Source organism: Flagellimonas cixiensis, assembly GCF_042134615.1.
GTDB classification, from domain to species: domain Bacteria; phylum Bacteroidota; class Bacteroidia; order Flavobacteriales; family Flavobacteriaceae; genus Flagellimonas; species Flagellimonas cixiensis.
On record NZ_CP169639.1, the window covers coordinates 3,215,169 to 3,240,321 of the forward strand.

Here is a 25,153-nt window from a genome sequence, read left to right on the forward strand (position 1 = left end):
TTTTTTATTTATAAAATATCCAAACTTCCTTTTCCTTCCCGAATAACTTCTGGCTCTCCTTCTGACACATCTATAACTGTTGAGGCCACATTATCCCCATATCCGCCATCGATCACAACATCCACAAGGTTCTGCCATTTTTCAAAGATCAACTCAGGATCCGTAGTGTATTCCAAAATATCATCCTCATCGCGAATGGAAGTAGAAACGATGGGATGTCCCAATTGTGAAACCAATGCTTGGGCAATAGAGTTGTCTGGCACCCTAATACCTACTGTTTTCTTTTTCTTAAAGTCTTTCGGCAGATTATTGTTTCCAGGTAAAATAAAAGTATACGGTCCTGGTAAAGCGCGCTTGAGCAATTTAAACGTAGTGCTGTCTATCTGGCGGACATAATCGGATAAATTACTCAAATCGGCACAAACAAAAGACCAATTGGCCTTTTCCAATTTTATGCCTTTAATTCGAGCAATTCGCTGTAAAGCCTTTGAGTTGGTAATATCACAACCCAGTCCATAAACCGTATCGGTCGGATAGATTACAAGCCCTCCTTTTCTAAGAATGCTGACAACCTTCTCCACCTGACGCGGGTTAGGATTTTCTTCATAAAGCTTAATTAACTCTGCCATTACAATTCAACTACGAATTCATTGAGCAAGTTAGCAAAAGATAACATGGCATACACTGTTGCTCCGTAGGTTTTTATTTACGTCCATTCAAAATAGGTGTTCATCAACCCAAACACCGCATTGATAAATTGTCTCCAAAATTCCACAAAAAAATAGGTCAGCTTTGCAAAAAACAATCCCATGGCCTTTATTACCATTAAACGAACACGAATTATCCTATTTTCTTGCTGTGTATTGATATGTATTATGCTGGGTTGTTTATCCAATTTTAAAAAGACGGATAAAGACTTTTCTTTTGAAAATGAAAAGGAATTAATAGCTACACTGGACAGTTTATTTGTGGAGCTCAACAAAATTGAAACAAAGAATCACGATTATAAAGCCATTGAATCCATCGTAAGCATCAATGAAAAAATTAGAAGGGTCATAGAAAACATTCAATCTAAAGAGATTTTAAAAGCTCTGGAAATTGAATATGGTAAATCGCGCCATGCTTTTACGTTTGTAATATCTCCAGACAGAAATGTCGGTATTTTTTCTTGGTTCACCAGAATGGATGCATCTGGAAATGCAATAAAAAATATTGCGCTACACCTAAGTAAGGATAAAATAATACCGACATCACTTTATGGCGAGCCTATTATGTACCGTAAAATTTACCAGGTAGATTCCAATACAGGTCAAACTATGTATTTGGTTTATGGAAATATCGACAACCCTTCCAGTTCCTTTCAGCGTTTAAACAGTTACATTCTGCGCGATGGTCATCTTGAAGTATATTACAGTTTTCCCAATAGAGAAAGTCATATTTCAACACGCCTGGCAAAAGAGAACAATTTACCGAATCATTTTGAAGTCTTGGAAAATGGATTAAAAATCGAGTTTAGAGACACATTGGACACTTCCAGTGTACATCAATCCCTGTTTTTTAATGGTGACAAATTTGTTAACAACACCTTTGAAGATTAGTCCTTTAGGTAAAAGCCAATATCGTCCAGTACCAGAACCCCTAAAGTATCTTTATCAAACACAAAATCGATACTTTTTAATTTGTTTAAGTGCAAACTGTCTTCTTGCTTTAAAAAGGATGAAACAGGAATGTAACAGCTTTTTAATTGAATTTCGGAATCACCGCCTATCATCTGTTTATCCAAGAATTTAAACTTGGTGAATTTGGATTTGATTTTTTGTGAAAAGCCATTATGTTCATCCACAGCGACAGATGCTTTATTGCCCATGCTATCCACTAGCACCACACTAAAATTGAAACCTTTGTTGGGCAATTTGGTTTTCTTCTTTTGTTTGTCCTCTAACTTTAATTCAGACAAATCCCCAATGGCCATAGAAAAAGCCAAGGTATCGGCAGACTTAACGTCTTTTAGGGAGTCCGTTAATGCAATGCTGTAGACAGGAATTGAATCCGTATCGGCTTTAGCATATTTCCAACCCAGAACCACTGCTTTGTTTTGCTGACTTCCACCATCTCGGGCCAATAATTCCTTCTCCTTCCAAACTTTAAAGTTTTCTGCCGTAAGCATAATTCCCTCTGCTGCGCGAGTAACATCCAAATCCTCTTCAAAATCTACCAAAATTAGTTTTTGGTTATCCTCATATTGACTGATGTACTGCTCTTTTGGCAACCAATCCATTGCCAAATCCACATTTTGAAACATGGGTACATACGAATCATTGTCTTTCAAAACGGATTCCACAAAAGCACTGATGTAAACTTTGGCCACTTCTCGTTGTTCTTCCCCGGAAACCAATGGCTCAAGGTTTAACAACCACTTCATTGGAGCTCCAAAATCTGACCGACCCCAGGTAGAATTAAATTGTCCGTGATTGGCATGATTCATATAAAGACCCGCTTTAAAACCTTCAAAATTCTCGGAATATTCCATCCGATGATACGGTCTCATGCCCCAAAAACTGGTCTCATCAGAATCATAAGCACCTTGAATTGACAAATAATTGATGTCTTGTAAACTTATTTCACGGTCGTAACGATAATCGGTGGGCGCCACCGTTATAATGCCCTTGATTCCAAAATTGAAATCGAATGTTTCATTCCCGTTATCAGGAAATCTATCCAACTTATTAAAGGCAGCTGCGATGGAAACTGCTTCGCCTCCTCGCGAATGCCCCATAAGCACTACCTTATCCAAATCCACCTTTCCTTTGAGATCTGGTACGTCTTGGTTCCATTTTTTCCATTGCTCCAAATGCTTTAGCAATAACCAACCTCTTGTTGGCATTTCTTTACCCCTAAAATCACCAGACCAATGGGCGTTGATGAAGTTTTCATCCACCGAAACAGCAATCACACCCCTACTGGCCAATAATTCTCCCAGATAGGCATACCCCCCATCAGAATAATCAATCATACTATGGTTGCCATGTACCATCAATACAATGGGAAATGGCCCTACGCCTTTTGGCATGTGCACGCGACCGTTCAGCGGGAAACTATCCACACTAAAACCCCAAAACTTTTCTCGCCATTTTTTCTTTTTACCTTGCCACTCAGGGAGCATCAAGGAAGCATCTACTGTGGGGGTTTTATATTTTACTCCCTCGGCATATTCAGGTCTTTTTTTATCGGTCCCGCTTCCATAGGTAAAACTTTCCACCTCATAAGAACCTGGGGTAGCTGGATTTTCCAGTCCTTTGTTGGATAAATAATCAGCTTGATTGAAAACGGTCTCGTCCTCCTCACTTATATAAGGGTCACCATCCAAACCATTGAAGCTGTAAAATCCTAAAGCCACAAGAGCGATAGACAAAACAATCATTCCGCCGCCCGACTTAAAGTTTTTAGCCTTAATCAACTGGGCGATACCAAATACAAATAATAGTGTGGAAATAAAGCCAATAAGCGCCATCACATAAAACACCTGGGTAGGCCAACGAAAAGCATACATCCGCATAATATAAAGGGCCATAAACCCCGCAACTAAAGAAATTATAACGGATGTTGGTATCTTTTTAAGCCATGGAGCCAAATAATGCAAAAGCAATTGGATCAAGACAACAAGCAAAGCTCCGATAACAATACCCAAGAGCATGGTGAGCCAAGCGGGATATCCTATTTCGTAATGAAAACCGGCTACTCCGAATAAAATAATTACAAATAGGGCTACGGAAATAAAAAGAGGTTTGGAGAAAATCTGTTTCATCAGGTAAGTTAGTTGGTTGGTTTGGTCAAATACATTTAAAATCTAAACTTTGAATTTAGTGATTTTAAACCGTCCAACCCGACTTCCCAAGTTATTTTGGAAAATCCCTAACCACCACCTTAAATGATCACGGGAAAATGAAAATTTAATTTACGCCTTGTTCAATACCTCAAGTTTGGCAAAACGAAGTAACAGCTTTTTGATACCACCATTGTCAAAATGAATCTCTGCTTTTCTATCGTTGCCCACCCCTTCAATGTTCAACACCTTTCCTCTACCAAAACGAGTGTGGTTAACCAACGCGCCAATTCCTAAATTAGGATCAATATCATTGGAACTCGCTGATGGGGATGAAATTTCGGGTTTAAGCTTTCGCAACTTTCTAAGTTGGTTTTCATTGGGTTTTTGAATACTTGGCGGAGTACCGTTTTGCGGTTTTATTTGACGAAGCTTGCTCTTGTCCACCTCACCAAAAATATTGGCGTTGAGCATGGATTTGTAACGGTAACCATCATTCACTGGAACTAGGTTGTCCACGTATTTTTCATCAATCTCTTCCAAGAATCGACTCGGTTCGGCGTCGATGAGTTTTCCCCAGCGATATCTATTTTGAGTATAGGTCAGGAATGCTTGTTTTTCAGCCCGTGTCAAGGCCACATAAAAGAGTCTACGCTCCTCTTCCAATTCACTACGGGTGTTCATACTCATGGCGGATGGAAACAAATCCTCCTCCATTCCCACAATATAAACGTAGGGGAATTCCAATCCTTTCGCCAAGTGAATCGTCATTAAGGCCACACGGTCATCATCCTCCACATCTTTGTCCATGTCCGTTGCAAGGGCTACATCTTCCAAAAATTCAGTTAAACTGCCTGTTGCGTCGGCGACTTCTTTCTGCCCCTCCACAAAATCCTTGATACCATTCAAAAGCTCCTCAATATTCTCCATTTTGGCAATTCCCTCGGGCGTACCATCCTTTTTGAACTCCAACAACAGTCCCGTCTTTTTGGCAACATGTTCAGATAAGGTGAAAGCATCGTTAGCTTCGTTCATGATCTGAAAACTTTTGATCATGGTCACGAAATCCGATAATTTTCGCTTGGTTCCCGCATTAATATTGAGATTTAAACGATCTAAATTATCCATGACTTCATAAACTGAACGACCGTAATGATTGGCAGCCACCACCAATTTATCAATCGTGGTCTGTCCAATACCTCGGGCCGGGAAATTAATGACCCGCTTAAGCGCTTCCTCATCTTTTGGGTTAATGATCAACCGTAAATAAGCCAATACATCCTTGATTTCTTTACGCTGATAAAACGAAAGCCCACCATAAATCCGATAAGGAATATCTCTTTTTCGAAGCGCATCCTCAATGGCCCTCGATTGGGAGTTGGTACGGTACAATACGGCAAATTCGCCGTTTTGCATTTGCTGTTGCATCTTGTTCTCAAAAATAGAACCTGCCACATACCTACCTTCTTCCGCATCTGTAGGACTGCGATGGATTTTAATCAACCCGCCATCGTCGTTTGAAGTCCAAACGTTCTTTTCCAACTGGTTTTTATTGTTGGCAATGATGGAATTGGCGGCGTTGACAATGTTTTTGGTGGAACGATAATTCTGTTCCAAACGGTACACTGCTACATTATCATAATCCCGTTGGAAATTTAGTATGTTGCTGATGTTTGCCCCTCGGAAAGAATAGATACTCTGCGCATCGTCCCCTACCACACAAATATTTTGAAAACGGTCGGACAATGCTTTTACGATCAAATATTGGGAGTGGTTGGTATCTTGGTACTCATCCACCAAAATATAGCGGAATCTATCCTGATACTTCATCAACACATCAGGGAAACGGGTCAACAGTTCGTTGGTTCGCAATAATAAATCATCAAAATCCATGGCGCCCGCTTTAAAACATCTATCCACATAATTTTGATAGATTTCTCCTAAACGTGGTCGTTTGGCCATGGCATCGGCTTCCATCAATTCTGGATTTTGAAAATAGGCCTTGACGGTAATCAAACTGTTTTTATAGGAAGAAATCCTGTTTTGGATTTGTTTGTACTTGTAAATATCCTTATCGAGCCCCATCTCTTTAATAATGGACGCAATCAAACGCTGGGAATCTTGCGTATCGTAAATAGTAAAATTGCTCGGATACCCCAATTTATCACCATCAAAACGGAGAAGCTTGGCAAAAACGGAGTGGAAAGTTCCCATCCAAAGGTTTTTTGCCTCGGAATTACCCACAATGGTCGCAATCCGCTTTTTCATTTCACGTGCCGCCTTGTTGGTAAAGGTCAGTGCCAATATATTAAAGGAATCCACCCCTTGCTCCATCAAGTGGGCGATACGGTAGGTCAACACACGGGTTTTTCCAGACCCAGCACCTGCAATCACCATCAACGGACCATCTTTGTGTAAAACCGGAGCACGTTGCGCATCATTCAATTCATCTATAAAACTACTCAAGGGCTAGAAACTTTTTTAAGAGGGGTGAAATTAGCCAATAATGTGCTGATGCTAAAATCTAGCTTTTAATATTTATAAACAGCGTTTCGGATTTCATTTAGTTTTTAAATATATTTAGCAGCTCAACTAATAATGCTGATGAATTTTTACCGTTTCCCTCTAATCCTTTTATTTCTTTTAAACTTTTTAGTGTATTCCCAAGAAAAAAAAACAGGCCCTGTTATTGAAAACTACGGTGCTGTTTTCCAAGTCGACAAGCCTGATTTTGTAACAAATACCGACCAAGAATTCAAAGTGGTGTTTGATGTTAAAGATGGACCAAAATCAGATACAGAACTCAATCGGAACATTGAAACCGTAGCTCGTTTTCTAAATATGCATGTACAAAGTGGCATTCCGCTATCTCAATTAAAAGTAGCCCTAATTGTCCATGGCACAGCAGCGAGAAACCTGTTGTCTGATGAAGCGCATCAAAAACGATACACCACCCTAAACCCCAATCGAGAACTCATTGAAAAATTATTGGAAGCTGGGGTTGAGGTCATCATGTGCGGTCAATCCTCCAATGCGCGTGATTTGCCCAAGGAAGATTTAATTCCAGGGGTCAAAATTGCCCTTTCGGCCATGACTGCCAATATTCAATTGCAAAACCAAGGATACCGTCCAATTAAATTATAAACCAACACATTATGAAAAAAATTTTAGCGCTTGCGCTTTGTTCCGTGAGTTTGTCCATGTACGCTCAGGAACACAAACTGGATAAAGACATTGACGCTGTTGAGTCGAAAGTTATTGAATGGCGACGCGACATGCACCAAAACCCAGAATTGAGTAACCGAGAATTTAAAACCTCCGAAAAAATTGCTGAACACCTAAAATCTTTGGGCATGGAAGTAACCACTGGTGTTGCCCATACAGGCGTTGTTGGAGTTTTAAAGGGCAAAAAACCAGGAAAAGTGGTAGCCTTAAGAGCCGATATTGATGGCCTGCCTGTTACCGAAAGAAACGACTTGCCCTTCAAATCTGAAGTTACATCCGAATTCTTGGGTCAAGAAGTAGGTGTTATGCATGCCTGTGGTCACGATACCCACATCGCCATTTTAATGGGTGTTGCCGAAGTACTTTCCAAAAACACCGATAAAATTCGTGGTACCGTTAAATTTATTTTCCAACCGGCGGAAGAAGGAGCACCTCCAGGAGAAGAAGGTGGTGCCGAACTTATGGTAAAAGAAGGTGTATTGGACAACCCAAAAGTAGATGCCATCTACGGATTGCACATTGGTTCTTATTTACCTGTTGGGCACATTGCCTATAAACCGGGCGGAACATTGGCCGCGGCCCAACGTTTTGTGGTAACCATCAAAGGAAAACAATCCCACGGTTCTGCACCTTGGAGTGGTGTTGACCCGATTTATGTAGCCGCTAAAATTGTGGATGGGTTCCAATCCATCATCAGCCGTGAACTGGAATTGACCAAGGAAGCGGCTGTAATTACCGTTGGAAAAATTTCCGGTGGAGTTCGAAACAACATCATTCCAGAAAGTGCCGAATTGGTGGGAACCATCCGTACGTTGGATTACGATATGCAAAAGCAAGTAAACGAGCGCATGATTGAAATGGCCGAAACCATAGCCAAAGCCTACAGGGCAGAAGCAACGGTGGAAATTGCTAAAGGTGTGCCGATTACGTATAATGACCCAGCGTTGACAGAAGCTTCTCTTGGAAGTCTTCAATATGCAGCTGGTACTGATAATGTGCATTTGATCAAGGCCGTTACAGGTGCTGAAGATTTCTCTTTCTACCAAGAAAAGGTCCCTGGATTCTTTTTCATTTTAGGAGGGAAAGACCCAAATGCAGGTCCTGATGAGCATTTCCCTCACCACACCCCAGATTTCAAAATTGATGATAGTGGATTGAAATTAGGTGTTAAGGCCATGACCGAAATCGCTTTGGATTATTTAGGTCGCAAATAAAACAACCTTAAAACTAGCTCTCTAGCCCCGATACCCCATATTTTTTTGGAATTTGGATATTGGGGCTTGATATTTGCAGCATACACTGCGGCTCTCAAAAGTATCATTGTCATTTTAAAGCGGAAGATATTTAAGTAAATGTAGATGATGATTATCTTAGCGGCGATTTAAAGAGTGTTTATGAATCTTAAAAACAAGAAAAACCCTTTGAATCCATGCAAGAGTGGTACGACTTTAATCACCTCAGTGGTAAGATAAATTAAGCTTAACCCCAATATTTTAATAATAAAGAAACCAACTACTTATGAAAAAAATTTGTACTCTAATTGTATTTATAGCACTATCCACAAGTGCTTTTTCTCAACGAAAGAGTGACCTGATCGCGGAAATCGACAACTTAAAAGTTAAGATTTCTGAGGTAGAGCAGGAATTGGCCAAAACAAAAAGGGAAGTTTCCTCTACCCAAGCAGAAGCAGAAGCCCTAAAGTCCGAAAATGTAAGCTTGCGTGATGCCAATGCCACTTTATTGGGCAATTTGAGCAATTTCTCTGAGTTGAGTAAACAAAACTCCGACAACGTGAACCGCGCCATGGAAGCATTGGCCCGAAAAGAAAAGCAATTGAGCGGTATCAACGATATGATTTCATCCAACGATTCTACCGCCATTGTCTCGTTGACCCACATTAAGCAAAGCTTAGGGGAAAATGCAAAGGTTAGTGTTGCCGATGGAGTAATTTCAATTTCCAGCAGTTTAGACAATCTTTTTGGCTCCGATACTGGTTCTGAATTGACCGAAGAAGGCAAAACTTGGTTACAAGGAGTGGCCAATGTAATCAAATTGAACCCTAACTTTACAACGGAAGTGGAAGGTTTGAATATTACAGGTGAATTTGGCCCTACTTACCTTCAAGCAGCTTCTGTTGCCACCGAATTGGTGACCACTTTGGAAGTGCCTGCCGAAAAAATTGGTATCGCTGTGAAAGATGGTAACTTTAAAGAAGGCATCAACATTAAATTACAGCCTGACTACAAAGGATTTTATGCAACGGCAAAACAAAGTGCCAAAGCTTCCCAATAAGATATCCGTTCAACATACTTTTTAAGGTTTTGATGCGTTGTTGGTAATGTAAAATCAACAAAAACCTAACTATCTTATGAGTGGAGATCAAATCCTTCAGTTATTTGCTTATTTATTGCCCGCAGTAGTAACCGGTGTGGTTGCCTTTTATTTTTTTAGACTGCACACCAAAAACGAAGATGGCCGCAGGCGATTTTTGCTGCACAAAGATTCCCAAAAAGAAACCTTGCCCATTCGATTGCAGGCCTATGAGCGTATGGCACTTTTCTTGGAACGCATTACCTTGAACAGTCTAGTGGTTCGTGTGGCGCCCAAAGGAAAAAGTAAAAACGATTACGAAAACCTACTCATCAGCCAGATTGAAACTGAATTCGAACACAATCTTTCACAGCAAATCTATATGACCGATGAGTGCTGGAGCATTATCAAAACGGCAAAAAACGCTACTATTCAAGCGATTCGTTCTGCTGGAATGAGCGAAACGGACTCTCCAGATAAATTGCGAGAAGATATTTTGAACCAGACCATGGAAAAGCAGTCCCCTTCCAATGCCGCTTTGGCTTACGTTAAAAAAGAAGTGAGCGACCTTTGGAGTTAACTACTCCTGATGTTCAGGGTCGATTGGACTTGTTTCCTCGTTCTTGTTCTTGGCATACAAATACCCACGTTTCCACCACAAAGTCATCCTTTCTTTATTGAACACCAATGAGTTTGTGGTGAGAATTGTCGGTGTATAATAAAAGTTGATAATAGCATCCTTTTGGTTGGCCACCAATTTCCCAATTCTTACATTCTGATTTTCAATACGGTCCAACATAAATCCGAAAATGGTCGTAATCAAATCAAATGGGTTTTTGGACGACATACGGTTCAAGTGGTTGACTTCGGTGTGCAAAACCACCACATCGACTTCGGTTGCACCGCGATTTAGCGCTTCTTCAATCGGAACCAAACTACCCAATCCCCCATCGGCATATTCGCAGCCATTTTTTTTTACCAAACTCATAAAGGGTGTGTAATTGGAAGAAATCCAAATCCAATCAATAAACTCATCATACGTACATTCGTTAATCGATTTGTATTCCACCTGGTTCAGCGAAAGATTGGATACGGTGACCACTACATCGGTATTACTATCTTTTAAAGTTTCGAATTCTTCAATAGTAATGGATTTTCGGATAAGCTTTCTTAAGTTTTCACTCTCCCCGAAGGTTTTCTTTCCTCGAATAAAATTTTTGACCACGTTCCAGTGGTTAATGGCGATGGTCTCTACCCCATGCTTCTTTTTAATGATAAAAGGGCAATTATTAAAAATACTGTCTTGGTCAACAGATGAATAAATTTCCTTGATTTTGTCCAGCTTGTTCAAGGCCAAATGGGATATTAATAAGCTACCCGTAGAGGTTCCTACGAACAAATCGTACTCATGTTTGGCTTCTTGGATTAAAAATTGGGCAACTCCGCCCGCAAAAGCACCTTTGCTTCCTCCACCAGAAATAACCAATGCCCTCATTCACCTAAAGTTTTGTCCAAAAATCGTTTTTCTTCTTGACTTAATGAAGGGTACAGAGATTTTACTTTGGATAAATTTCCTTCTTCCTGTAAATAATCGTTGAGCATATCCATGGCCGATTTTTTAAAGTGCCAAACATGGTGGTTGCAAGCATCAATCAGGTTTTTTAGGCTCTCCGGGGTAAATCCTCCTATATTTTCTAAAAACTGAAAGGCCAATAGGCGGGTTTCAAAATGATAGGCAGAACCGGTGTACTGGGTCAATTCTTGAAAATAGGTGGGAGTTTTATCGGGTTGATAATCCGGTGTAACTAAAGCTAAAGTCAACCATAACAAGCGAATGTTTTTGTTTGGAAAACCATCTATCCCGTTGGTCGCAATTAGATATTGGGCTCTTTTTTCTGGAAAATCTGTCCATAAGCGATACAAGGCAGACTCAATGGCAGTATAGCTGTCATCATTTAAAAGCGCTTCCATTTCGGTTTGAAGCTCTTTTGGAATGGTATTTTGGGATAAAATGACCGATTGCCTCACTTTTAAGTCATCTGTGTTAAAAATTTCCTTTAAAAATGAGGGCGAAAAATCGCTTCCATACTTCAATACCAAATTTCTTTTCAGAAAACTTGAATTGAGGTTTTGCCATTTAAGTTTTACAATAGATTCTGCCATATCGGCTTGGTCCCCAATTTGATTTTCAAGGGCAAAAAATTGGTTGAGCGACTCATTCTTCTCAGCTAAGAACGTTTTAACTGCCTCCATGGGAAACTCATCACTCTTTAACCAAGTTTGTTGGAAATCATCTAAATTCAATCTCGATTCTTTTTCCATTTCAGTGATAAAATCAGGAATGGAAACACTTTGGTAGGCATATTTTGTCAAATAGTTTTTGATAGCTTTTTTAAAAGCCTCCTCTCCTACTTTCTCTTGCAGCATCACCAAGGCCCAAGCCCCTTTCTCATAAAAAGTAAGGCTGCCAGCATTCGGGTTTTGCAGCACCTCTCCTTGGTCATCATCCGAAAACCGATTTAAGGCATTGGCCGTTTCCCACAAACGCCAATAGTAATAATCGTCACCAAATATGTCCCTTTCGGCCAAATAGGCATAAAATGTAGCGAAACCTTCGTGAAGCCAGTGGTGTTCGCTGCTAGATTCTGTGACCAAATTTCCAAACCATTGGTGTGCGAGTTCGTGTGCATTTACATTTACGTAGTTTTTATCCACAAAAGCGGTGGAATCAATCACATACTGATTGGAAAAAATGGTGCAAGTGGTGTTTTCCATTCCAGCATACAAAAAATCCTGAACGGGAACTTGCTTATAATTCTGCCAAGGATAAGCGACCCCTATTTCCTGCTCCAAAAAATCAAAAATGTGTTTTGAATAGCGATACGTTGGCTCGGCCTTTAAGCTATCCTTTGGTTCGTAATACAATTCAATGGGGATTCCAGATGCTGATTGAACCGTTACTTTATTAAAATCACCTATAGCAAAGCCCACCAAATAACTGCTCATGGGTTTTTCCATATCGAATTGCCAAGAGGTAGTCTCAGCATTGCCATGTTTCTCCTTTAAAGTGCCATTGGAAATCACCTCATACCCGTTATTTGCAGTTATGGATATATCAAACTCCACCTTTTCACTCATATCATCAAAACTAGGCAACCAATGACTGGTATATTTTCCTTGTCCCTGGGTCCAGATTTGTTCATTGCCAACCACATTGTCTTCCCACCCTAGAAAATATACCGTTTGTTTAGGATTAGCCTTATAATCAATTTTCAAAGTATGGTGCTTGCCTTTTTTTAGTTGAAGATTGATGGTAAGTTTTCGATTGTCGTATTCAAAATTTATGTCTTTACCATCTAGAGTCACTTGGGCAAATTCCATATTCACTGCATCCAAAAAGATGGATTCTACATTAGATTTTACTTCAAACTCATAAGCAACACTGCCTTTAATTTGTTTTTCTTGAGGCATGGGTTCAATAAAAACCTGTCCTCGCACAAAATCCACATGGTCTTGAATTTGTGAGGATAAGAGTTGTGCGAAGAATAAAAAAATAAGAATCGGGGTCAGCTTCATACCATCATCATATCAAAAGTCCTTCCAAATTACATATTTTAGTTCGATGAATCCCAATTTTCTGCAAACTCCCATAGCTTATCTAAAAGGGGTTGGTCCCAATCGGGCCGAAACTCTAAAGTCGGAATTGGGTATTGAAACCTATAGGGATTTGTTACATCTTTTCCCCAATCGCTACCTCGACCGTACCAGTTATTACAAAATCAACCAGCTCCAACCCAGTGGTGCCGATGTTCAGATAATCGGAAAAATAATCCACATAAAAACGGTAGAGCAAAAGCGGGGCAAACGCTTGGTGGCTACCTTTGTGGATGAAACTGGACAAATGGAACTGGTTTGGTTTAGAGGCCATAAATGGATTCGAGAAAACTTAAAACTCAACGAGTCTTACGTAGTTTTCGGACGGGTTTCCAAATACGGTAGCACATTTTCCATGCCCCACCCCGAAATGGAATTGTTGCGCAACCACCAACAGGGTTTGAAAATTACCATGCAGCCCATTTATCCATCTACGGAAAAGTTGAGCGCCAAAGGGATATCCAATCGAGTGGTGAGCAAAATGGTGCAACAGCTTATTTTGGAATCGAAAGGAAATTTCCCTGAACCTTTGTCCCACTCTATTTTGGACGAGCTCAAATTGATTCCCAAAGCCGAAGCCTTGTTCAATATTCATTTTCCAAAAAATCAGGAATTATTGGCCAAAGCCCAATTTCGATTAAAGTTTGAAGAGCTGTTCTTTGTTCAAATGCAGCTTATCTCCAAAAAAATACTCCGAAAACAAAAAATCAAGGGGATGCCCTTCGGAGAGGTTGGGGAACATTTTACCAATTTCTTTGAAAACCACCTCCCTTTTGATTTGACCAATGCCCAAAAACGGGTTATTAAGGAAATTCGGAACGATTTGGGCAGTAATGCCCAAATGAATCGATTGTTGCAAGGCGATGTGGGCTCTGGAAAGACCATTGTGGCTTTGATGTGTATGCTTTTGGCCATTGATAATGGTTTTCAGGCCTGTTTAATGGCGCCAACCGAGATTTTGGCGACCCAACATTATAATGGACTTAAGGAATTGTTGCAACCCATGGATCTAAAAATTGCTTTGCTGACGGGTTCCACCAAAAAATCGGAACGCACCCTTTTGCATAATCAATTGGAAAACGGGAATCTGAATATTTTGGTGGGTACCCATGCCCTTTTGGAGGATAGGGTCCAATTTAAAAACCTAGGTTTGGCCATTGTGGACGAACAACATCGGTTTGGCGTAGCGCAACGGTCAAAACTTTGGCATAAAAACAACACACCCCCCCACATTTTAGTGATGACAGCCACCCCAATACCGAGAACCTTGGCCATGAGTTTGTATGGTGATTTGGATATTTCCGTGATTGATGAGCTGCCACCGGGGCGAAAACCCATTAAAACCGTGCATCGCTTTGATGGCAATCGTTTAAAAGTGTTCCGTTTCATCAAAGATGAAATTGCAAAAGGCCGTCAGATTTACATTGTCTATCCTTTGATTCAAGAATCGGAGGCTATGGATTACAAAGATTTGATGGATGGTTATGAAAGTATTGTCCGTGATTTTCCGCAGCCTGAATATCAAATTTCCATAGTTCATGGCAAAATGAAGCCTGCCGACAAAGACTACGAAATGGAGCGTTTTCTGAAGGGTGAAACGCAAATCATGATAGCCACAACTGTCATTGAAGTAGGGGTAAATGTTCCAAATGCTTCGGTAATGATCATTGAAAGTGCGGAAAGGTTCGGACTTTCCCAGTTGCATCAGCTACGTGGACGTGTCGGTCGAGGAGCCGAACAAAGTTTCTGCATTTTAATGACGGGCAATAAACTATCCGAAGATGCCAAAACCAGATTACAGACCATGGTAGGCACCAACGACGGTTTCGAAATTGCTGAAGTGGATTTAAAGCTTCGTGGCCCAGGCGATATAATGGGAACCCAACAAAGTGGTATGCTCAATCTTAAGATTGCAGATATCGTCAAGGACAATCAAATTTTAAAAACAGCCCGTTACCATGCCATTCAGTTACTAAAAAATGACCCGCGATTGGAAAAACAAGAAAACGCACCGATACTTCATGCCTTTTCAAAAATGATGGCGAACAAAACCATTTGGAATTACATTAGTTAAGCCTATTCTTTTAACTGTTGGATTTCCATTTTGTACTATCCATTACAAAAGAACATTATCAGTTGTTATATTCTGAAAACCAAGTCGAAACATTTGTTAACAATCCAAAAAAAGCTATAAAATAAGCGTTGAACATCGTATTTTTGTTAATCACCAAAAACCGAGTTAGCGTTCAAATTTTATATTTGTAAGCTTACAAAATATTGATTGTTATTATGAGCAAGACACTATTTGATAAAGTTTGGGACTCCCATGTCGTTCAGCATATTGAAAACGGTCCAGATGTTCTGTTTATAGACAGACATTTGGTCCATGAAGTAACGAGTCCTGTTGCTTTTCTAGGATTAAAAAATAGAGGGATTAAAGTGAAATACCCAGAGCGCACCTTTGCTACTGCGGACCACAATACCCCAACACTAAATCAGCATTTGCCGGTTAAAGACCCATTATCTGCCAATCAGTTAAAAGCTTTGGAAGAGAATGCCGCAGCGCACAATATTCCCTATTGGGGGCTTGGGCATGATAAAAACGGAATTGTGCACGTAATTGGTCCAGAAAACGGCATCACCGTACCTGGAGCCACGATTGTATGTGGAGATTCACATACTTCTACACATGGTGCTTTTGGAGCCATTGCCTTTGGAATTGGAACCAGTGAGGTTGAAATGGTACTGTCCACACAGTGTATCATGCAACCGAAACCCAAAAGCATGCGTATCAACATTAATGGAACCTTGAGTAAAGCTGTTACTCCAAAAGATGTGGCTTTGTTCATCATTTCAAAATTGTCCACTTCAGGTGCAACAGGTTATTTCGTTGAATATGCTGGAGATGTGTTCAAAAACATGTCCATGGAAGGTCGTATGACCGTTTGTAACCTAAGTATTGAGATGGGTGCCCGTGGAGGTATGATTGCTCCTGACGAAACCACTTTTGATTACATAAAAGGCCGTGAATACACCCCGAAAGGTGCAGACTGGGACAAAGCCATGGAATATTGGAGCACGCTCTACACAGAAGATGATGCAACTTTCGATAAAGAATTGACTTTCGAAGCCAGCGAAATAGAACCCATGATCACCTATGGAACCAACCCTGGAATGGGAATGAGCATTCAAAAATACATTCCTTTGGCCGAAGCCGTTGAAGGCGGCGTGTCAACCTATAAAAAATCCTTGGAGTACATGGATTTCCATGAAGGAGATGCCATGATAGGAAAACCCATTGATTTTGTATTCTTGGGAAGCTGTACCAATGGTAGAATTGAGGATTTCCGTGCATTTGCTTCCATTGTAAAAGGCAAGAAAAAGGCGGATAACGTTACCGCTTGGTTAGTGCCCGGTTCACATAGGGTTGAGGAGGCCATTAAGGAAGAAGGTATCTTGGATATTCTTCATGAAGCTGGTTTTGAATTGAGAGAGCCTGGATGTTCCGCTTGTTTGGCCATGAACGATGACAAAGTTCCAGCCGGCAAATATGCAGTGAGTACTTCCAACAGAAACTTTGAAGGAAGACAAGGGCCTGGAGCAAGAACATTATTGGCCAGTCCATTGGTGGCCGCTGCAGCAGCCGTTACTGGAAAAGTGACCGACCCAAGGGAATTAATGGAAGAAGTTTTAGCGTAACAATAAACAATGACCAATTTGCAATAAACCATGTTCAATCTATTGTGAATTGCTAATTGTCAACTGATAATTGAATTAAAATGGCATACGATAAATTCGAAATATTAAAAAGTTCAGCGGTTCCATTACCCATTGAAAATGTGGATACCGACCAAATCATCCCTGCTCGATTCCTAAAAGCTACTGAGCGTAAAGGGTTTGGAGACAATTTGTTCCGTGACTGGAGATACAATTCGGACGATACTCCAAAGGAGCAATTTGTGTTGAACAATCCTATCTATTCTGGAAAAATATTGGTAGGCGGTAAAAACTTTGGTTCTGGTTCTTCAAGGGAACACGCTGCTTGGGCCGTTTACGATTACGGTTTCCGTTGCGTGGTTTCCAGTTTTTTTGCTGACATCTTTAGAAACAACTGTCTTAACGTTGGTGTTTTACCAGTTCAGGTGAGTCCTGAGTTTTTAGATAAAATCTTCACAGCTATTGAAGCTGACCCAAAAACCGAGTTGGAAGTGAACCTGCCAGAACAGACTATCACTATTTTGGCTACTGGTGAGCAAGAAAGCTTCGACATCAACGGATACAAAAAACAAAACATGCTCAACGGTTTTGATGATATCGACTATTTGTTGAACATCAAGGACAATATCGAAAAATACGCTGAGAATACGCCACTTTAACTTCCAAATAGGACGACCGCTTCGAAAATGAAAACACGCACCATTGAAATAATGGACACCACCCTACGCGATGGTGAGCAAACCTCGGGAGTATCCTTTTCTGCTTCTGAAAAACTCACTTTGGCCAAGCTCTTATTGGAGGAACTTAAAGTAGACCGTATTGAAGTGGCATCGGCACGAGTTTCTGAAGGTGAAATGCAGGCGGTTAAAAACATTACCGAATGGGCTGCTACGGAAGGCTATTTGGATAAAGTAGAGGTTTTGACTTTCGTGGACGGCGGAGTTTCATTAAAATGGATGCAAGAAGCAGGTGCCAAAGTGCAAAACCTGTTGACCAAAGGTTCGTTGAATCATTTAACGCATCAACTCAAAAAGACTCCTGAACAGCACTTTAGCGAGATTCAAGCTGTAATAGAAAAAGCCAAAGAACTGGGTATCGAAACCAACGTGTATTTGGAAGATTGGAGCAACGGAATGCGCAATTCCCAAGAATACGTTTTCCAATTTTTGGACTTCTTGACCCAACAACCTATAAAAAGGGTGCTGTTGCCAGATACATTAGGTGTTTTAACCCATACCGAAACTGGAGAATACCTTTCCAAAATTATAACCCGTTATCCTGATTCACATTTTGATTTTCATGGGCATAACGATTACGATTTAAGTGTTGCCAACGTGATGGAAGCCTTAAAAGCTGGAGCCCATGGTTTGCACTTAACAGTGAACGGAATGGGTGAACGCGCAGGGAATGCTCCTTTAGCGAGTGTAGTTGCCGTAATCAATGATTTTTTACCAGAAATTTCCATTGGAGTCAAAGAATCCTCATTATACAAAGTAAGTAAATTGGTTTCTGCGTTTACAGGTTTTGGCATTCCAGACAACAAACCCATCGTTGGAGATAATGTGTTTACACAAACAGCTGGAATACATGCTGATGGAGACAGCAAAAAGAATCTTTACTTTAATGATTTATTACCTGAAAGATTCGGCAGAAAACGTAAATATGCCCTAGGTAAAACCTCAGGCAAAGCCAATATTCAAAAAAACCTTCAGGAACTTGGGTTGACTTTGAATGATGATGAACTCAAAAAAGTCACCGAACGAATTATTGAGTTGGGAGACAAAAAGGAACGGGTGACAAAAGAAGACCTGCCCTATATCATTTCCGATGTATTGGACAGTAATTTGCATCAACAAAAGGTTTTTGTCAAATCGTATGTCCTTACCCACTCCAAAGGTTTAAAACCCTCCACTACCCTTTCCATTGAAATTGAAGGAAAAAATTACGAGGAAAACGCTCAAGGCGATGGGCAGTTTGATGCGTTCATCAATGCCCTAAAAAAAGTTTACAAAAAAGAAAATCGAGAGTTGCCCAAATTGGTGGACTACGCGGTTCGAATCCCCCCAGGAAGTAATTCTGACGCTCTTTGCGAAACCATTATTACCTGGCAAACCAAAGACAAGGATTTTACTACCCGTGGATTGGATTCAGACCAAACAGTATCCGCGATAAAGGCCACGGAAAAAATGCTTAACCTGGTTGAATTAAACTAATAACGAACAACGATTAACGATAAAAAATGAAATTAAACATAGCTCTTTTGGCCGGAGATGGAATTGGCCCCGAAGTTATTGATCAAGCCGTAAAAGTATCTGATGCCGTTGCCAATAAATTTGGACACGAAATTACATGGACTCCTGCCCTAACAGGTGCAGCCGCCATTGACGCTGTTGGTGAACCCTATCCCGATGAGACCCACGATATCTGTGTTGCTGCCGATGCGGTTTTGTTTGGAGCCATCGGTCACCCAAGGTTCGATAACGACCCATCTGCCAAAGTGCGACCAGAACAAGGGTTATTGAAAATGCGTCAGAAATTGGGATTGTTCGCCAATGTACGCCCAACGTTCACTTTCCCTTCATTGATTGAAAAGTCACCCCTTAAAAAAGAGCGCATAGAAGGCACCGATTTGGTATTCTTGCGTGAATTGACTGGTGGTATCTATTTTGGAAAACGTGGTCGTGAAGACAATGACAACACTGCTTACGATACTTGCACCTATACCCGTGAAGAAGTAGAGCGTTTGGCCAAAAAAGGTTTTGAAATGGCCATGCAACGTTCCAAAAAATTGTGTTGTGTGGACAAGGCCAATGTCTTGGAAACATCCAGACTTTGGAGAGAAACTGTTCAAAAATTGGAAAAAGATTACCCAGAAGTAGAAGTGTCCTACGAATTTGTGGATGCCGTAGCCATGAGATTGGTGCAATGGCCGAGCACCTATGATGTTTTGATCACTGAAAACCTTTTTGGAGACATTCTAACCGATGAAGCATCTGTAATCTCAGGATCCATGGGATTAATGCCATCCGCGTCTTTGGGTGAAAAAACATCTTTGTTCGAGCCCATCCACGGTTCGTATCCGCAAGCAGCTGGAAAAGACATCGCCAACCCATTGGCCACCGTACTTTCTGCAGCCATGATGTTCGAAACTGCCTTTGGATTAAAGGACGAAGCGGAAGCTATCCGCGAAGTAGTCAACAAATCCTTGGCCGAAGGCGTCGTGACCGAAGATTTGGCCGATGGAGGCAAAGCCTTCAAAACCAGCGAAGTTGGCGACTGGCTTGCTGAGAATATTTAAATAACTACCGCTACATATTAAAAAAAAGCCCGAGCAAATGCTCGGGCTTTTTTTTTGTTTTGAAAATTCTTTTTCTACTAAAGAATATAATCGGTACTCAAAAAATTGCTCACCTTAGCTTCCAACAATTGCTCAATGGTCTGGTTGTTCAAATCGTTGTCCTTAAAGGCCACAAAGGTTCTAATTGAGAACGAGCGTAACGCATCGTGCACACTCAACGTAGATTGTGCCGAGTCTTTTCTTCCTGTGAACGGATACACGTCAGGTCCGCGTTGACATGAACTGTTCAAGTTTACACGGCACACCAAGTTGGCCAAGGTGTCAATTAGTGGAGAAAGTGTATACACATCCTTTCCGAACAAACTTACCTGCTGCCCGTAGTTGGATTCTGCCATATCATCCAAAGGTTCTTCAATATCTTGGAATGAAAGCACAGGAATAATAGGTCCGAATTGCTCTTCTTCGTATACTCTCATGTCTTTGGTTACCGGATACAACACCGCAGGCCATATATAGTTATCAAAATGCTTCCCTCCTTTTTTGTTGATGATCTTGGCGCCTTTCGCCAAGGCATCATCCAACAATTCCTGAATATAGGCGGGTTTATCAGCTTCCGGCAGCGGCGTCAATTGCACACCGTCATCCCACGGATTTCCAAACTTTAATTTGTCCACTTTTTCAGCGAAGCGTTTTAAGAAATCATCTTTCACTTCATCGTGAACATACACTACTTTAAGCGCTGTACAACGTTGTCCATTAAACGACAATGTTCCAGAGATGCATTCATTTATCGTCAAGTCTAAATCAGCATCAGGCAATACAATGGCTGGATTTTTAGCTTCCAATCCCAATACCAAGCGCAATCGGTTACTTTTTGGGTGTTGTTCTTGTAAAGCATTCGCCGATGCACTGTTTCCAATCAAAGCCAACACATCTACCTTACCAGTTTGCATTATGGGAGCTGCTACCGCCCTACCTCGTCCAAATAAGATATTCACCACCCCTTTTGGAAAACTACTCTTAAAAGCTTCCAAAAGCGGCGTAATAAGCAACACTCCATGCTTTGCCGGTTTAAAAATGGTGGTGTTTCCCATAATAATGGCAGGAATCAACAACGCAAAGGTTTCGTTCAAAGGGTAATTATAGGGTCCAAGACACAGCACAACACCAAGAGGGCCTCTACGAATATGGGCATAAACGCCATCGTGCTTGGAGAATTTAGCAGAGTCGCGATCTAATTGCTTATAATCTTCAATGGTGTCGTAAATATACTCAACGGTACGATCAAACTCTTTATAAGAATCTGGTTTGGATTTACCAATTTCCCACATCAACAATTTCACAACCTCTTCACGTTTTTGTTCCATTCGCTTTACGAAAGATTCCATGCACTCAATGCGGTCTTTTACTTTCATGGTAGGCCAAAGCCCCTGTCCTTTATCGTAAGCGGCCAAAGCAGCATCCAATGCTTCCATTGCCTCAGGTTCACCCATATCCGGGATGCTCCCCAAGGTGGTGGGCGCATATTCCTCGGTGGATGAAATCGTAGAAACCACAGGACTGGTTGCTCCTTTCCAAGTTTTCAACTCACCATTGATCAAATAAGTTTTTTGATGTATTTCTTCCGTTATCTGAAATGCTTCAGGAACTAGGTTTTTTGTTGCCATAAACTGTTTTTTAATGAATTAGTGTTGTTCAAATGGAGCTTTGCTCCTTACAAAATTAACATAAAAACTAAAGGAAACTCCTTGATTCAAGGGCTATTTGCGTTCAAATATCAGCTTGTAAAATTGTAAACCTAAAATGTTAGGTTCATCACACCAAATACTGAAAAAGGTGTGGCTTATCGTTCAAATAGTCGCCAAAAAAGTTATTGGCTTTCATACGGTCAATCAAGGGTTGCAAATCGTCCGGGGATTTTAATTCGATGCCCACCACCGCTGGTGCATTTTCTCTGCTCGACTTTTTGGAATATTCAAAATGGGTAATATCATCGTCAGGTCCAAGAATATCTGCTACAAACTCTTTTAGCGCTCCCGGTCTTTGTGGAAACTTGACAATGAAATAATGCTTAAGGTTCGCATAAAGCAATGCCCGTTCCTTAATTTCTGCAGTTCGGGTAATATCGTTATTGCTACCACTGATTATGCAAACCACATTTTTACCTTTGATTTCCTCCGCAAACCCATCTAGGGCTGAAATCGTCAAAGCTCCAGCAGGCTCCACCACGATAGCATCCCGATTGTACAATTCCAAAATGGTCTGACACACTTTGCCTTCGGGTACGGTCATCATTTTGCTCAAATGATTTTTGCAAATGTCATAGGTAAGCTTACCTACTTTTTGAACTGCCGCACCATCAATAAATTTGTCAATTTGAGGCAATTCCACCAACTCTCCCTTTTCCATCGATTTGAGCATGGAGGGTGCTCCTTCGGGCTCGATTCCAATGATTTTGGTGTTTGGTGACAGGGCTGAAAAAGTTCCAATCAATCCGGAAGCCAATCCACCACCCCCAACGGCCACAAAAACATAATCGATGGGATCTGTGAACTGCTCCAATATCTCCAAGCCCACCGTTGCTTGCCCTTCAATGATTTTTTCATCATCAAAGGGATGGACAAAGGTTTTGTCTTTTTGACTGCAAAATATTTGAGCCGCTTTATTGGAGTCATCAAACGTATCGCCTTCCAGGACCACTTCCACCCAATCACCTCCAAACATTTTGGTCTGGTCGATTTTTTGTTTTGGAGTAACCACAGGCATGTAAATGGTGCCTTTTACCTCTAAATGGCTACAGGCAAAGGCAACTCCTTGAGCATGGTTGCCTGCACTGGCACACACAACCCCCTTATCCAATTGTAACTTGGTAAGTGAACTGATTTTATTGTAGGCCCCTCTAATTTTATAGCTACGGACCCGATGTAGGTCTTCTCGTTTGAGGAAGATATTGGCCCCGTATGATTTAGAATAGCGGATACTCGGTTGCAATGGGGTTTCCGATGCCACTTGGGCAATGGTTTCCGCTGCTTTTCGAATATCCGCTATTTGTGGAAAATAAGTCTCCACAGTATTATTTTTCATGTGACGGTTTACCCAATAGGCTTCATGGCTGTCATGGACTCACGCAATCTTGCACCAACAATTTCCACATCGTGCTCACGAATGGCTTTGTTTACAGCAATTAATTTTACGTTGTCCACTCCGTTGTCCTTTCCTTCACCGAATTTTTTGCCGATAATATCAGTTTCCACAGTTTTCATGAAATCGGTCAACAAAGGCTTACAAGCATGGTCGAACAAATAACAACCGTACTCTGCCGTATCAGAAATAACACGATTCATCTCAAACAATTTCTTTCTAGCAATGGTGTTGGCAATCAATGGCGTTTCGTGCAATGATTCGTAGTAGGCAGATTCACCAATGATTCCTGATTCGGTCATGGTCTCGTAAGCCAATTCCACACCAGATTTTACCATGGCCACCATCAACACTCCGTTATCGTAGTATTCTTGTTCCGAAATCGCTACATCACCAGCAGGTGTTTTTTCGAAAGCAGTTTCTCCTGTGGCAGCTCTCCAATCCAATAGGTTTTTATCGCCATTGTCCCAATCTTCCATCATGGTTTTGGAGAAATGACCGCTCATAATATCGTCCATATGTTTTTGGAACAATGGACGCATGATCACTTTCAATTCTTCGGCCAAATCAAATGCCTTGATTTTGGCAGGGTTGGACAAACGGTCCATCATGTTGGTGATACCTCCTTGCTTTAAACCTTCGGTAATGGTTTCCCATCCATATTGAATCAATTTCGAGGCATAACCAGCATCAATTCCCTTTTCAACCATTTTATTGAAAGAAAGAATAGAACCTGTTTGCAAAAGACCACAAAGAATGGTCTGCTCTCCCATCAAATCTGATTTTACTTCAGCCACAAACGAAGATTCCAAAACCCCTGCCTTGTCACCACCTGTTCCAGCAGCATAGGCTTTAGCCTGAGCCAACCCTTTACCCTCTGGGTCATTTTCTGGGTGTACGGCAATCAAGGTAGGTACACCGAAACCTCTTTTGTACTCTTCACGCACTTCGGAACCTGGACTTTTAGGTGCCACCATGATTACAGTAAGGTCCTCACGGATTTGCATTCCCTCTTCCACAATGTTAAAACCGTGTGAGTAAGACAAGGTCGCTCCTTTTTTCATCAAGGGCATAATGGTGCTTACCACATTGGTGTGTTGTTTGTCTGGAGTAAGGTTGATCACCAAATCGGCAGTTGGAATCAATTCTTCGTAAGTTCCCACCACAAAATTGTTCTCTGTGGCGTTTTTATACGATTGTCTTTGCTCCTTAATCGCAGCTTCACGAAGGGTGTAGGACACATCCAAACCAGAATCGCGCATGTTCAATCCTTGGTTCAATCCTTGGGCACCACAACCTACAATTACAATTTTCTTTCCTTTTAGTGCGGATACACCATCAGCGAATTCGCTAGAATCCATGAATCTACATTTACCCAATTGGGTCAGTTGCTCGCGAAGTGATAGTGTGTTGAAGTAATTTGTCATTTTTGATATTTGATTTTATGCGATTTAATTTTCTTGAAATTCTTCCAATAGTTCCGAGATTGGCATGGCGGCCTTGGTCACTGCAATTCGACCCGAACGAACAAACTGCATGATTCCATACGGCTCCAATGCGTCGTGCATTTCGTCAATTTCATATCGACGGCCTGTTTTTGCCAAAACAAAAAACTCACGGCTCACCGTTACAATCTGAGAATTGTGCTCTTTGATGATGTTTTGTATTTGTCTTTCATCAAAAAGCAGATGTGAAGCAATTTTGAATAAAGCAGATTCTTGATAAATGGTTTCATCATCGGTATGATAAAAGGCTTTGATGACTTCTATCTGCTTTTCAATCTGCCCCACAATTTTACGGGTCCAATCTTCGGTGGTGTTCACAACAATAGTGAATTTAGATACGCCTTCAATTTCTGATTTAGAAACATTTAAGCTCTCTATATTAATGTGTCTCTTTAAGAATATTCCCGATATTCTATTGAGCAATCCTACATGGTTTTCGGAATACACCGATATGGTATACCATTGTTTTTCCATATATCG

At 41.0% G+C, this 25,153-nt stretch carries 19 protein-coding genes; 10 read left to right on the top strand and 9 right to left on the bottom strand.

Annotated elements, in window-relative coordinates; genetic code table 11:
• Positions 1–8: 8 nt before the first annotated feature.
• The gene (locus ABT310_RS14275) at positions 9–629 is read right to left on the bottom strand and encodes an L-threonylcarbamoyladenylate synthase (protein ID WP_375324563.1); all 621 of its coding nucleotides are present in this window, start codon (positions 627–629) and stop codon (positions 9–11) included.
• Between the two features lie 180 nt (positions 630–809).
• On the opposite strand from ABT310_RS14275, the gene ABT310_RS14280 reads away from it, so the two are divergent.
• Positions 810–1,598 (top strand): hypothetical protein, encoded by a 789-nt coding sequence (locus ABT310_RS14280; protein ID WP_375324564.1) that lies wholly within the window; start codon positions 810–812, stop codon positions 1,596–1,598.
• Here ABT310_RS14280 and ABT310_RS14285 read toward each other — a convergent pair.
• Together ABT310_RS14285 and ABT310_RS14290 are read right to left on the bottom strand one after the other, a co-directional pair.
• On the bottom strand, positions 1,595–3,805 hold the full coding sequence (locus ABT310_RS14285; protein ID WP_375324565.1) for a hypothetical protein: 2,211 nt from the start codon (positions 3,803–3,805) through the stop codon (positions 1,595–1,597). The two genes, ABT310_RS14280 and ABT310_RS14285, sit on opposite strands and share 4 nt — an antisense overlap.
• A gap of 150 nt (positions 3,806–3,955) precedes the next feature.
• Positions 3,956–6,289, bottom strand: a complete 2,334-nt coding sequence (locus ABT310_RS14290; RefSeq protein ID WP_375324566.1) for an ATP-dependent helicase — start codon at positions 6,287–6,289, stop codon at positions 3,956–3,958.
• A gap of 132 nt (positions 6,290–6,421) precedes the next feature.
• Between ABT310_RS14290 and ABT310_RS14295 the strand changes: the two genes are divergently transcribed.
• From ABT310_RS14295 to ABT310_RS14310, 4 genes are all read left to right on the top strand, one after another.
• Positions 6,422–6,967, top strand: coding sequence for a DsrE family protein (locus tag ABT310_RS14295; RefSeq protein WP_375324567.1), 546 nt, complete (start codon positions 6,422–6,424; stop codon positions 6,965–6,967).
• A gap of 11 nt (positions 6,968–6,978) precedes the next feature.
• Positions 6,979–8,262, top strand: a complete 1,284-nt coding sequence (locus tag ABT310_RS14300; protein ID WP_375324568.1) for an amidohydrolase — start codon at positions 6,979–6,981, stop codon at positions 8,260–8,262.
• A gap of 304 nt (positions 8,263–8,566) precedes the next feature.
• Positions 8,567–9,340 carry a hypothetical protein gene (locus ABT310_RS14305; RefSeq protein WP_375324569.1) on the top strand — a complete coding sequence of 258 codons (774 nt, stop codon included), beginning with the start codon at positions 8,567–8,569 and terminating at the stop codon, positions 9,338–9,340.
• A 76-nt stretch (positions 9,341–9,416) separates the two neighbouring features.
• On the top strand, positions 9,417–9,938 hold the full coding sequence (locus ABT310_RS14310; protein WP_375324570.1) for a hypothetical protein: 522 nt from the start codon (positions 9,417–9,419) through the stop codon (positions 9,936–9,938).
• Here ABT310_RS14310 and ABT310_RS14315 read toward each other — a convergent pair whose 3' ends face one another.
• Together ABT310_RS14315 and ABT310_RS14320 are read right to left on the bottom strand one after the other, a co-directional pair.
• A complete protein-coding gene (locus ABT310_RS14315) occupies positions 9,939–10,853 on the bottom strand; it encodes a patatin family protein (RefSeq protein WP_375324571.1) in 915 nt (304 codons plus the stop codon).
• Positions 10,850–12,934, bottom strand: a complete 2,085-nt coding sequence (locus ABT310_RS14320) for a M1 family metallopeptidase (RefSeq protein ID WP_375324572.1) — start codon at positions 12,932–12,934, stop codon at positions 10,850–10,852. The genes ABT310_RS14315 and ABT310_RS14320 overlap by 4 nt, the downstream gene beginning before the upstream one ends.
• A 46-nt stretch (positions 12,935–12,980) precedes the next feature.
• Between ABT310_RS14320 and recG the strand changes: the two genes are divergently transcribed.
• The 5 genes from recG (at position 12,981) to leuB (ending at position 20,027) form a co-directional block, all read left to right on the top strand.
• The gene (gene recG / locus ABT310_RS14325) at positions 12,981–15,086 is read left to right on the top strand and encodes an ATP-dependent DNA helicase RecG (RefSeq protein WP_375324573.1); all 2,106 of its coding nucleotides are present in this window, start codon (positions 12,981–12,983) and stop codon (positions 15,084–15,086) included.
• Positions 15,087–15,301: 215 nt separating this feature from the next.
• Positions 15,302–16,711 carry a 3-isopropylmalate dehydratase large subunit gene (gene leuC / locus ABT310_RS14330; protein WP_375324574.1) on the top strand — a complete coding sequence of 470 codons (1,410 nt, stop codon included), beginning with the start codon at positions 15,302–15,304 and terminating at the stop codon, positions 16,709–16,711.
• Positions 16,712–16,791: 80 nt separating this feature from the next.
• On the top strand, positions 16,792–17,388 hold the full coding sequence (gene leuD / locus ABT310_RS14335) for a 3-isopropylmalate dehydratase small subunit (protein ID WP_375324575.1): 597 nt from the start codon (positions 16,792–16,794) through the stop codon (positions 17,386–17,388).
• 27 nt (positions 17,389–17,415) lie between these two features.
• Positions 17,416–18,942: an alpha-isopropylmalate synthase regulatory domain-containing protein gene (locus ABT310_RS14340; protein WP_375324577.1), complete on the top strand. Its 1,527-nt coding sequence runs from the start codon at positions 17,416–17,418 to the stop codon at positions 18,940–18,942.
• Between the two features lie 26 nt (positions 18,943–18,968).
• Positions 18,969–20,027, top strand: coding sequence for a 3-isopropylmalate dehydrogenase (gene leuB, locus ABT310_RS14345; RefSeq protein ID WP_375324578.1), 1,059 nt, complete (start codon positions 18,969–18,971; stop codon positions 20,025–20,027).
• 77 nt (positions 20,028–20,104) lie between these two features.
• On the opposite strand, the gene ABT310_RS14350 is transcribed toward leuB, so the two are convergent.
• The 4 genes from ABT310_RS14350 to ilvN all read right to left on the bottom strand — a co-directional run bounded on the left by ABT310_RS14350 (position 20,105) and on the right by ilvN (position 25,147).
• Positions 20,105–21,694 (bottom strand): NADP-dependent glyceraldehyde-3-phosphate dehydrogenase, encoded by a 1,590-nt coding sequence (locus ABT310_RS14350; protein ID WP_375324579.1) that lies wholly within the window; start codon positions 21,692–21,694, stop codon positions 20,105–20,107.
• A 148-nt stretch (positions 21,695–21,842) separates the two neighbouring features.
• The gene (gene ilvA, locus ABT310_RS14355) at positions 21,843–23,111 is read right to left on the bottom strand and encodes a threonine ammonia-lyase (protein ID WP_375324580.1); all 1,269 of its coding nucleotides are present in this window, start codon (positions 23,109–23,111) and stop codon (positions 21,843–21,845) included.
• Between the two features lie 8 nt (positions 23,112–23,119).
• Positions 23,120–24,595, bottom strand: a complete 1,476-nt coding sequence (ilvC, locus tag ABT310_RS14360; protein WP_375324581.1) for a ketol-acid reductoisomerase — start codon at positions 24,593–24,595, stop codon at positions 23,120–23,122.
• A 24-nt stretch (positions 24,596–24,619) separates the two neighbouring features.
• On the bottom strand, positions 24,620–25,147 hold the full coding sequence (gene ilvN / locus ABT310_RS14365; RefSeq protein WP_375324582.1) for an acetolactate synthase small subunit: 528 nt from the start codon (positions 25,145–25,147) through the stop codon (positions 24,620–24,622).
• Between the last annotated feature and the right edge of the window lie 6 nt (positions 25,148–25,153).

Bases quoted from the DNA above. Each gene is read 5' to 3' on its own strand.
- ABT310_RS14275 (WP_375324563.1), bottom strand. From the start codon at position 629: ATGGCAGAGTTAATTAAGCTTTATGAAGAAAATCCTAACCCGCGTCAG.
- ABT310_RS14280 (WP_375324564.1), top strand. From the start codon at position 810: ATGGCCTTTATTACCATTAAACGAACACGAATTATCCTATTTTCTTGC.
- ABT310_RS14285 (WP_375324565.1), bottom strand. From the start codon at position 3,805: ATGAAACAGATTTTCTCCAAACCTCTTTTTATTTCCGTAGCCCTATTT.
- ABT310_RS14295 (WP_375324567.1), top strand. From the start codon at position 6,422: ATGCTGATGAATTTTTACCGTTTCCCTCTAATCCTTTTATTTCTTTTA.
- ABT310_RS14300 (WP_375324568.1), top strand. From the start codon at position 6,979: ATGAAAAAAATTTTAGCGCTTGCGCTTTGTTCCGTGAGTTTGTCCATG.
- ABT310_RS14305 (WP_375324569.1), top strand. From the start codon at position 8,567: ATGAAAAAAATTTGTACTCTAATTGTATTTATAGCACTATCCACAAGT.
- ABT310_RS14310 (WP_375324570.1), top strand. From the start codon at position 9,417: ATGAGTGGAGATCAAATCCTTCAGTTATTTGCTTATTTATTGCCCGCA.
- ABT310_RS14315 (WP_375324571.1), bottom strand. From the start codon at position 10,853: ATGAGGGCATTGGTTATTTCTGGTGGAGGAAGCAAAGGTGCTTTTGCG.
- ABT310_RS14320 (WP_375324572.1), bottom strand. From the start codon at position 12,934: ATGAAGCTGACCCCGATTCTTATTTTTTTATTCTTCGCACAACTCTTA.
- recG (WP_375324573.1), top strand. From the start codon at position 12,981: ATGAATCCCAATTTTCTGCAAACTCCCATAGCTTATCTAAAAGGGGTT.
- leuC (WP_375324574.1), top strand. From the start codon at position 15,302: ATGAGCAAGACACTATTTGATAAAGTTTGGGACTCCCATGTCGTTCAG.
- leuD (WP_375324575.1), top strand. From the start codon at position 16,792: ATGGCATACGATAAATTCGAAATATTAAAAAGTTCAGCGGTTCCATTA.
- ABT310_RS14340 (WP_375324577.1), top strand. From the start codon at position 17,416: ATGAAAACACGCACCATTGAAATAATGGACACCACCCTACGCGATGGT.
- leuB (WP_375324578.1), top strand. From the start codon at position 18,969: ATGAAATTAAACATAGCTCTTTTGGCCGGAGATGGAATTGGCCCCGAA.
- ABT310_RS14350 (WP_375324579.1), bottom strand. From the start codon at position 21,694: ATGGCAACAAAAAACCTAGTTCCTGAAGCATTTCAGATAACGGAAGAA.
- ilvA (WP_375324580.1), bottom strand. From the start codon at position 23,111: ATGAAAAATAATACTGTGGAGACTTATTTTCCACAAATAGCGGATATT.
- ilvC (WP_375324581.1), bottom strand. From the start codon at position 24,595: ATGACAAATTACTTCAACACACTATCACTTCGCGAGCAACTGACCCAA.
- ilvN (WP_375324582.1), bottom strand. From the start codon at position 25,147: ATGGAAAAACAATGGTATACCATATCGGTGTATTCCGAAAACCATGTA.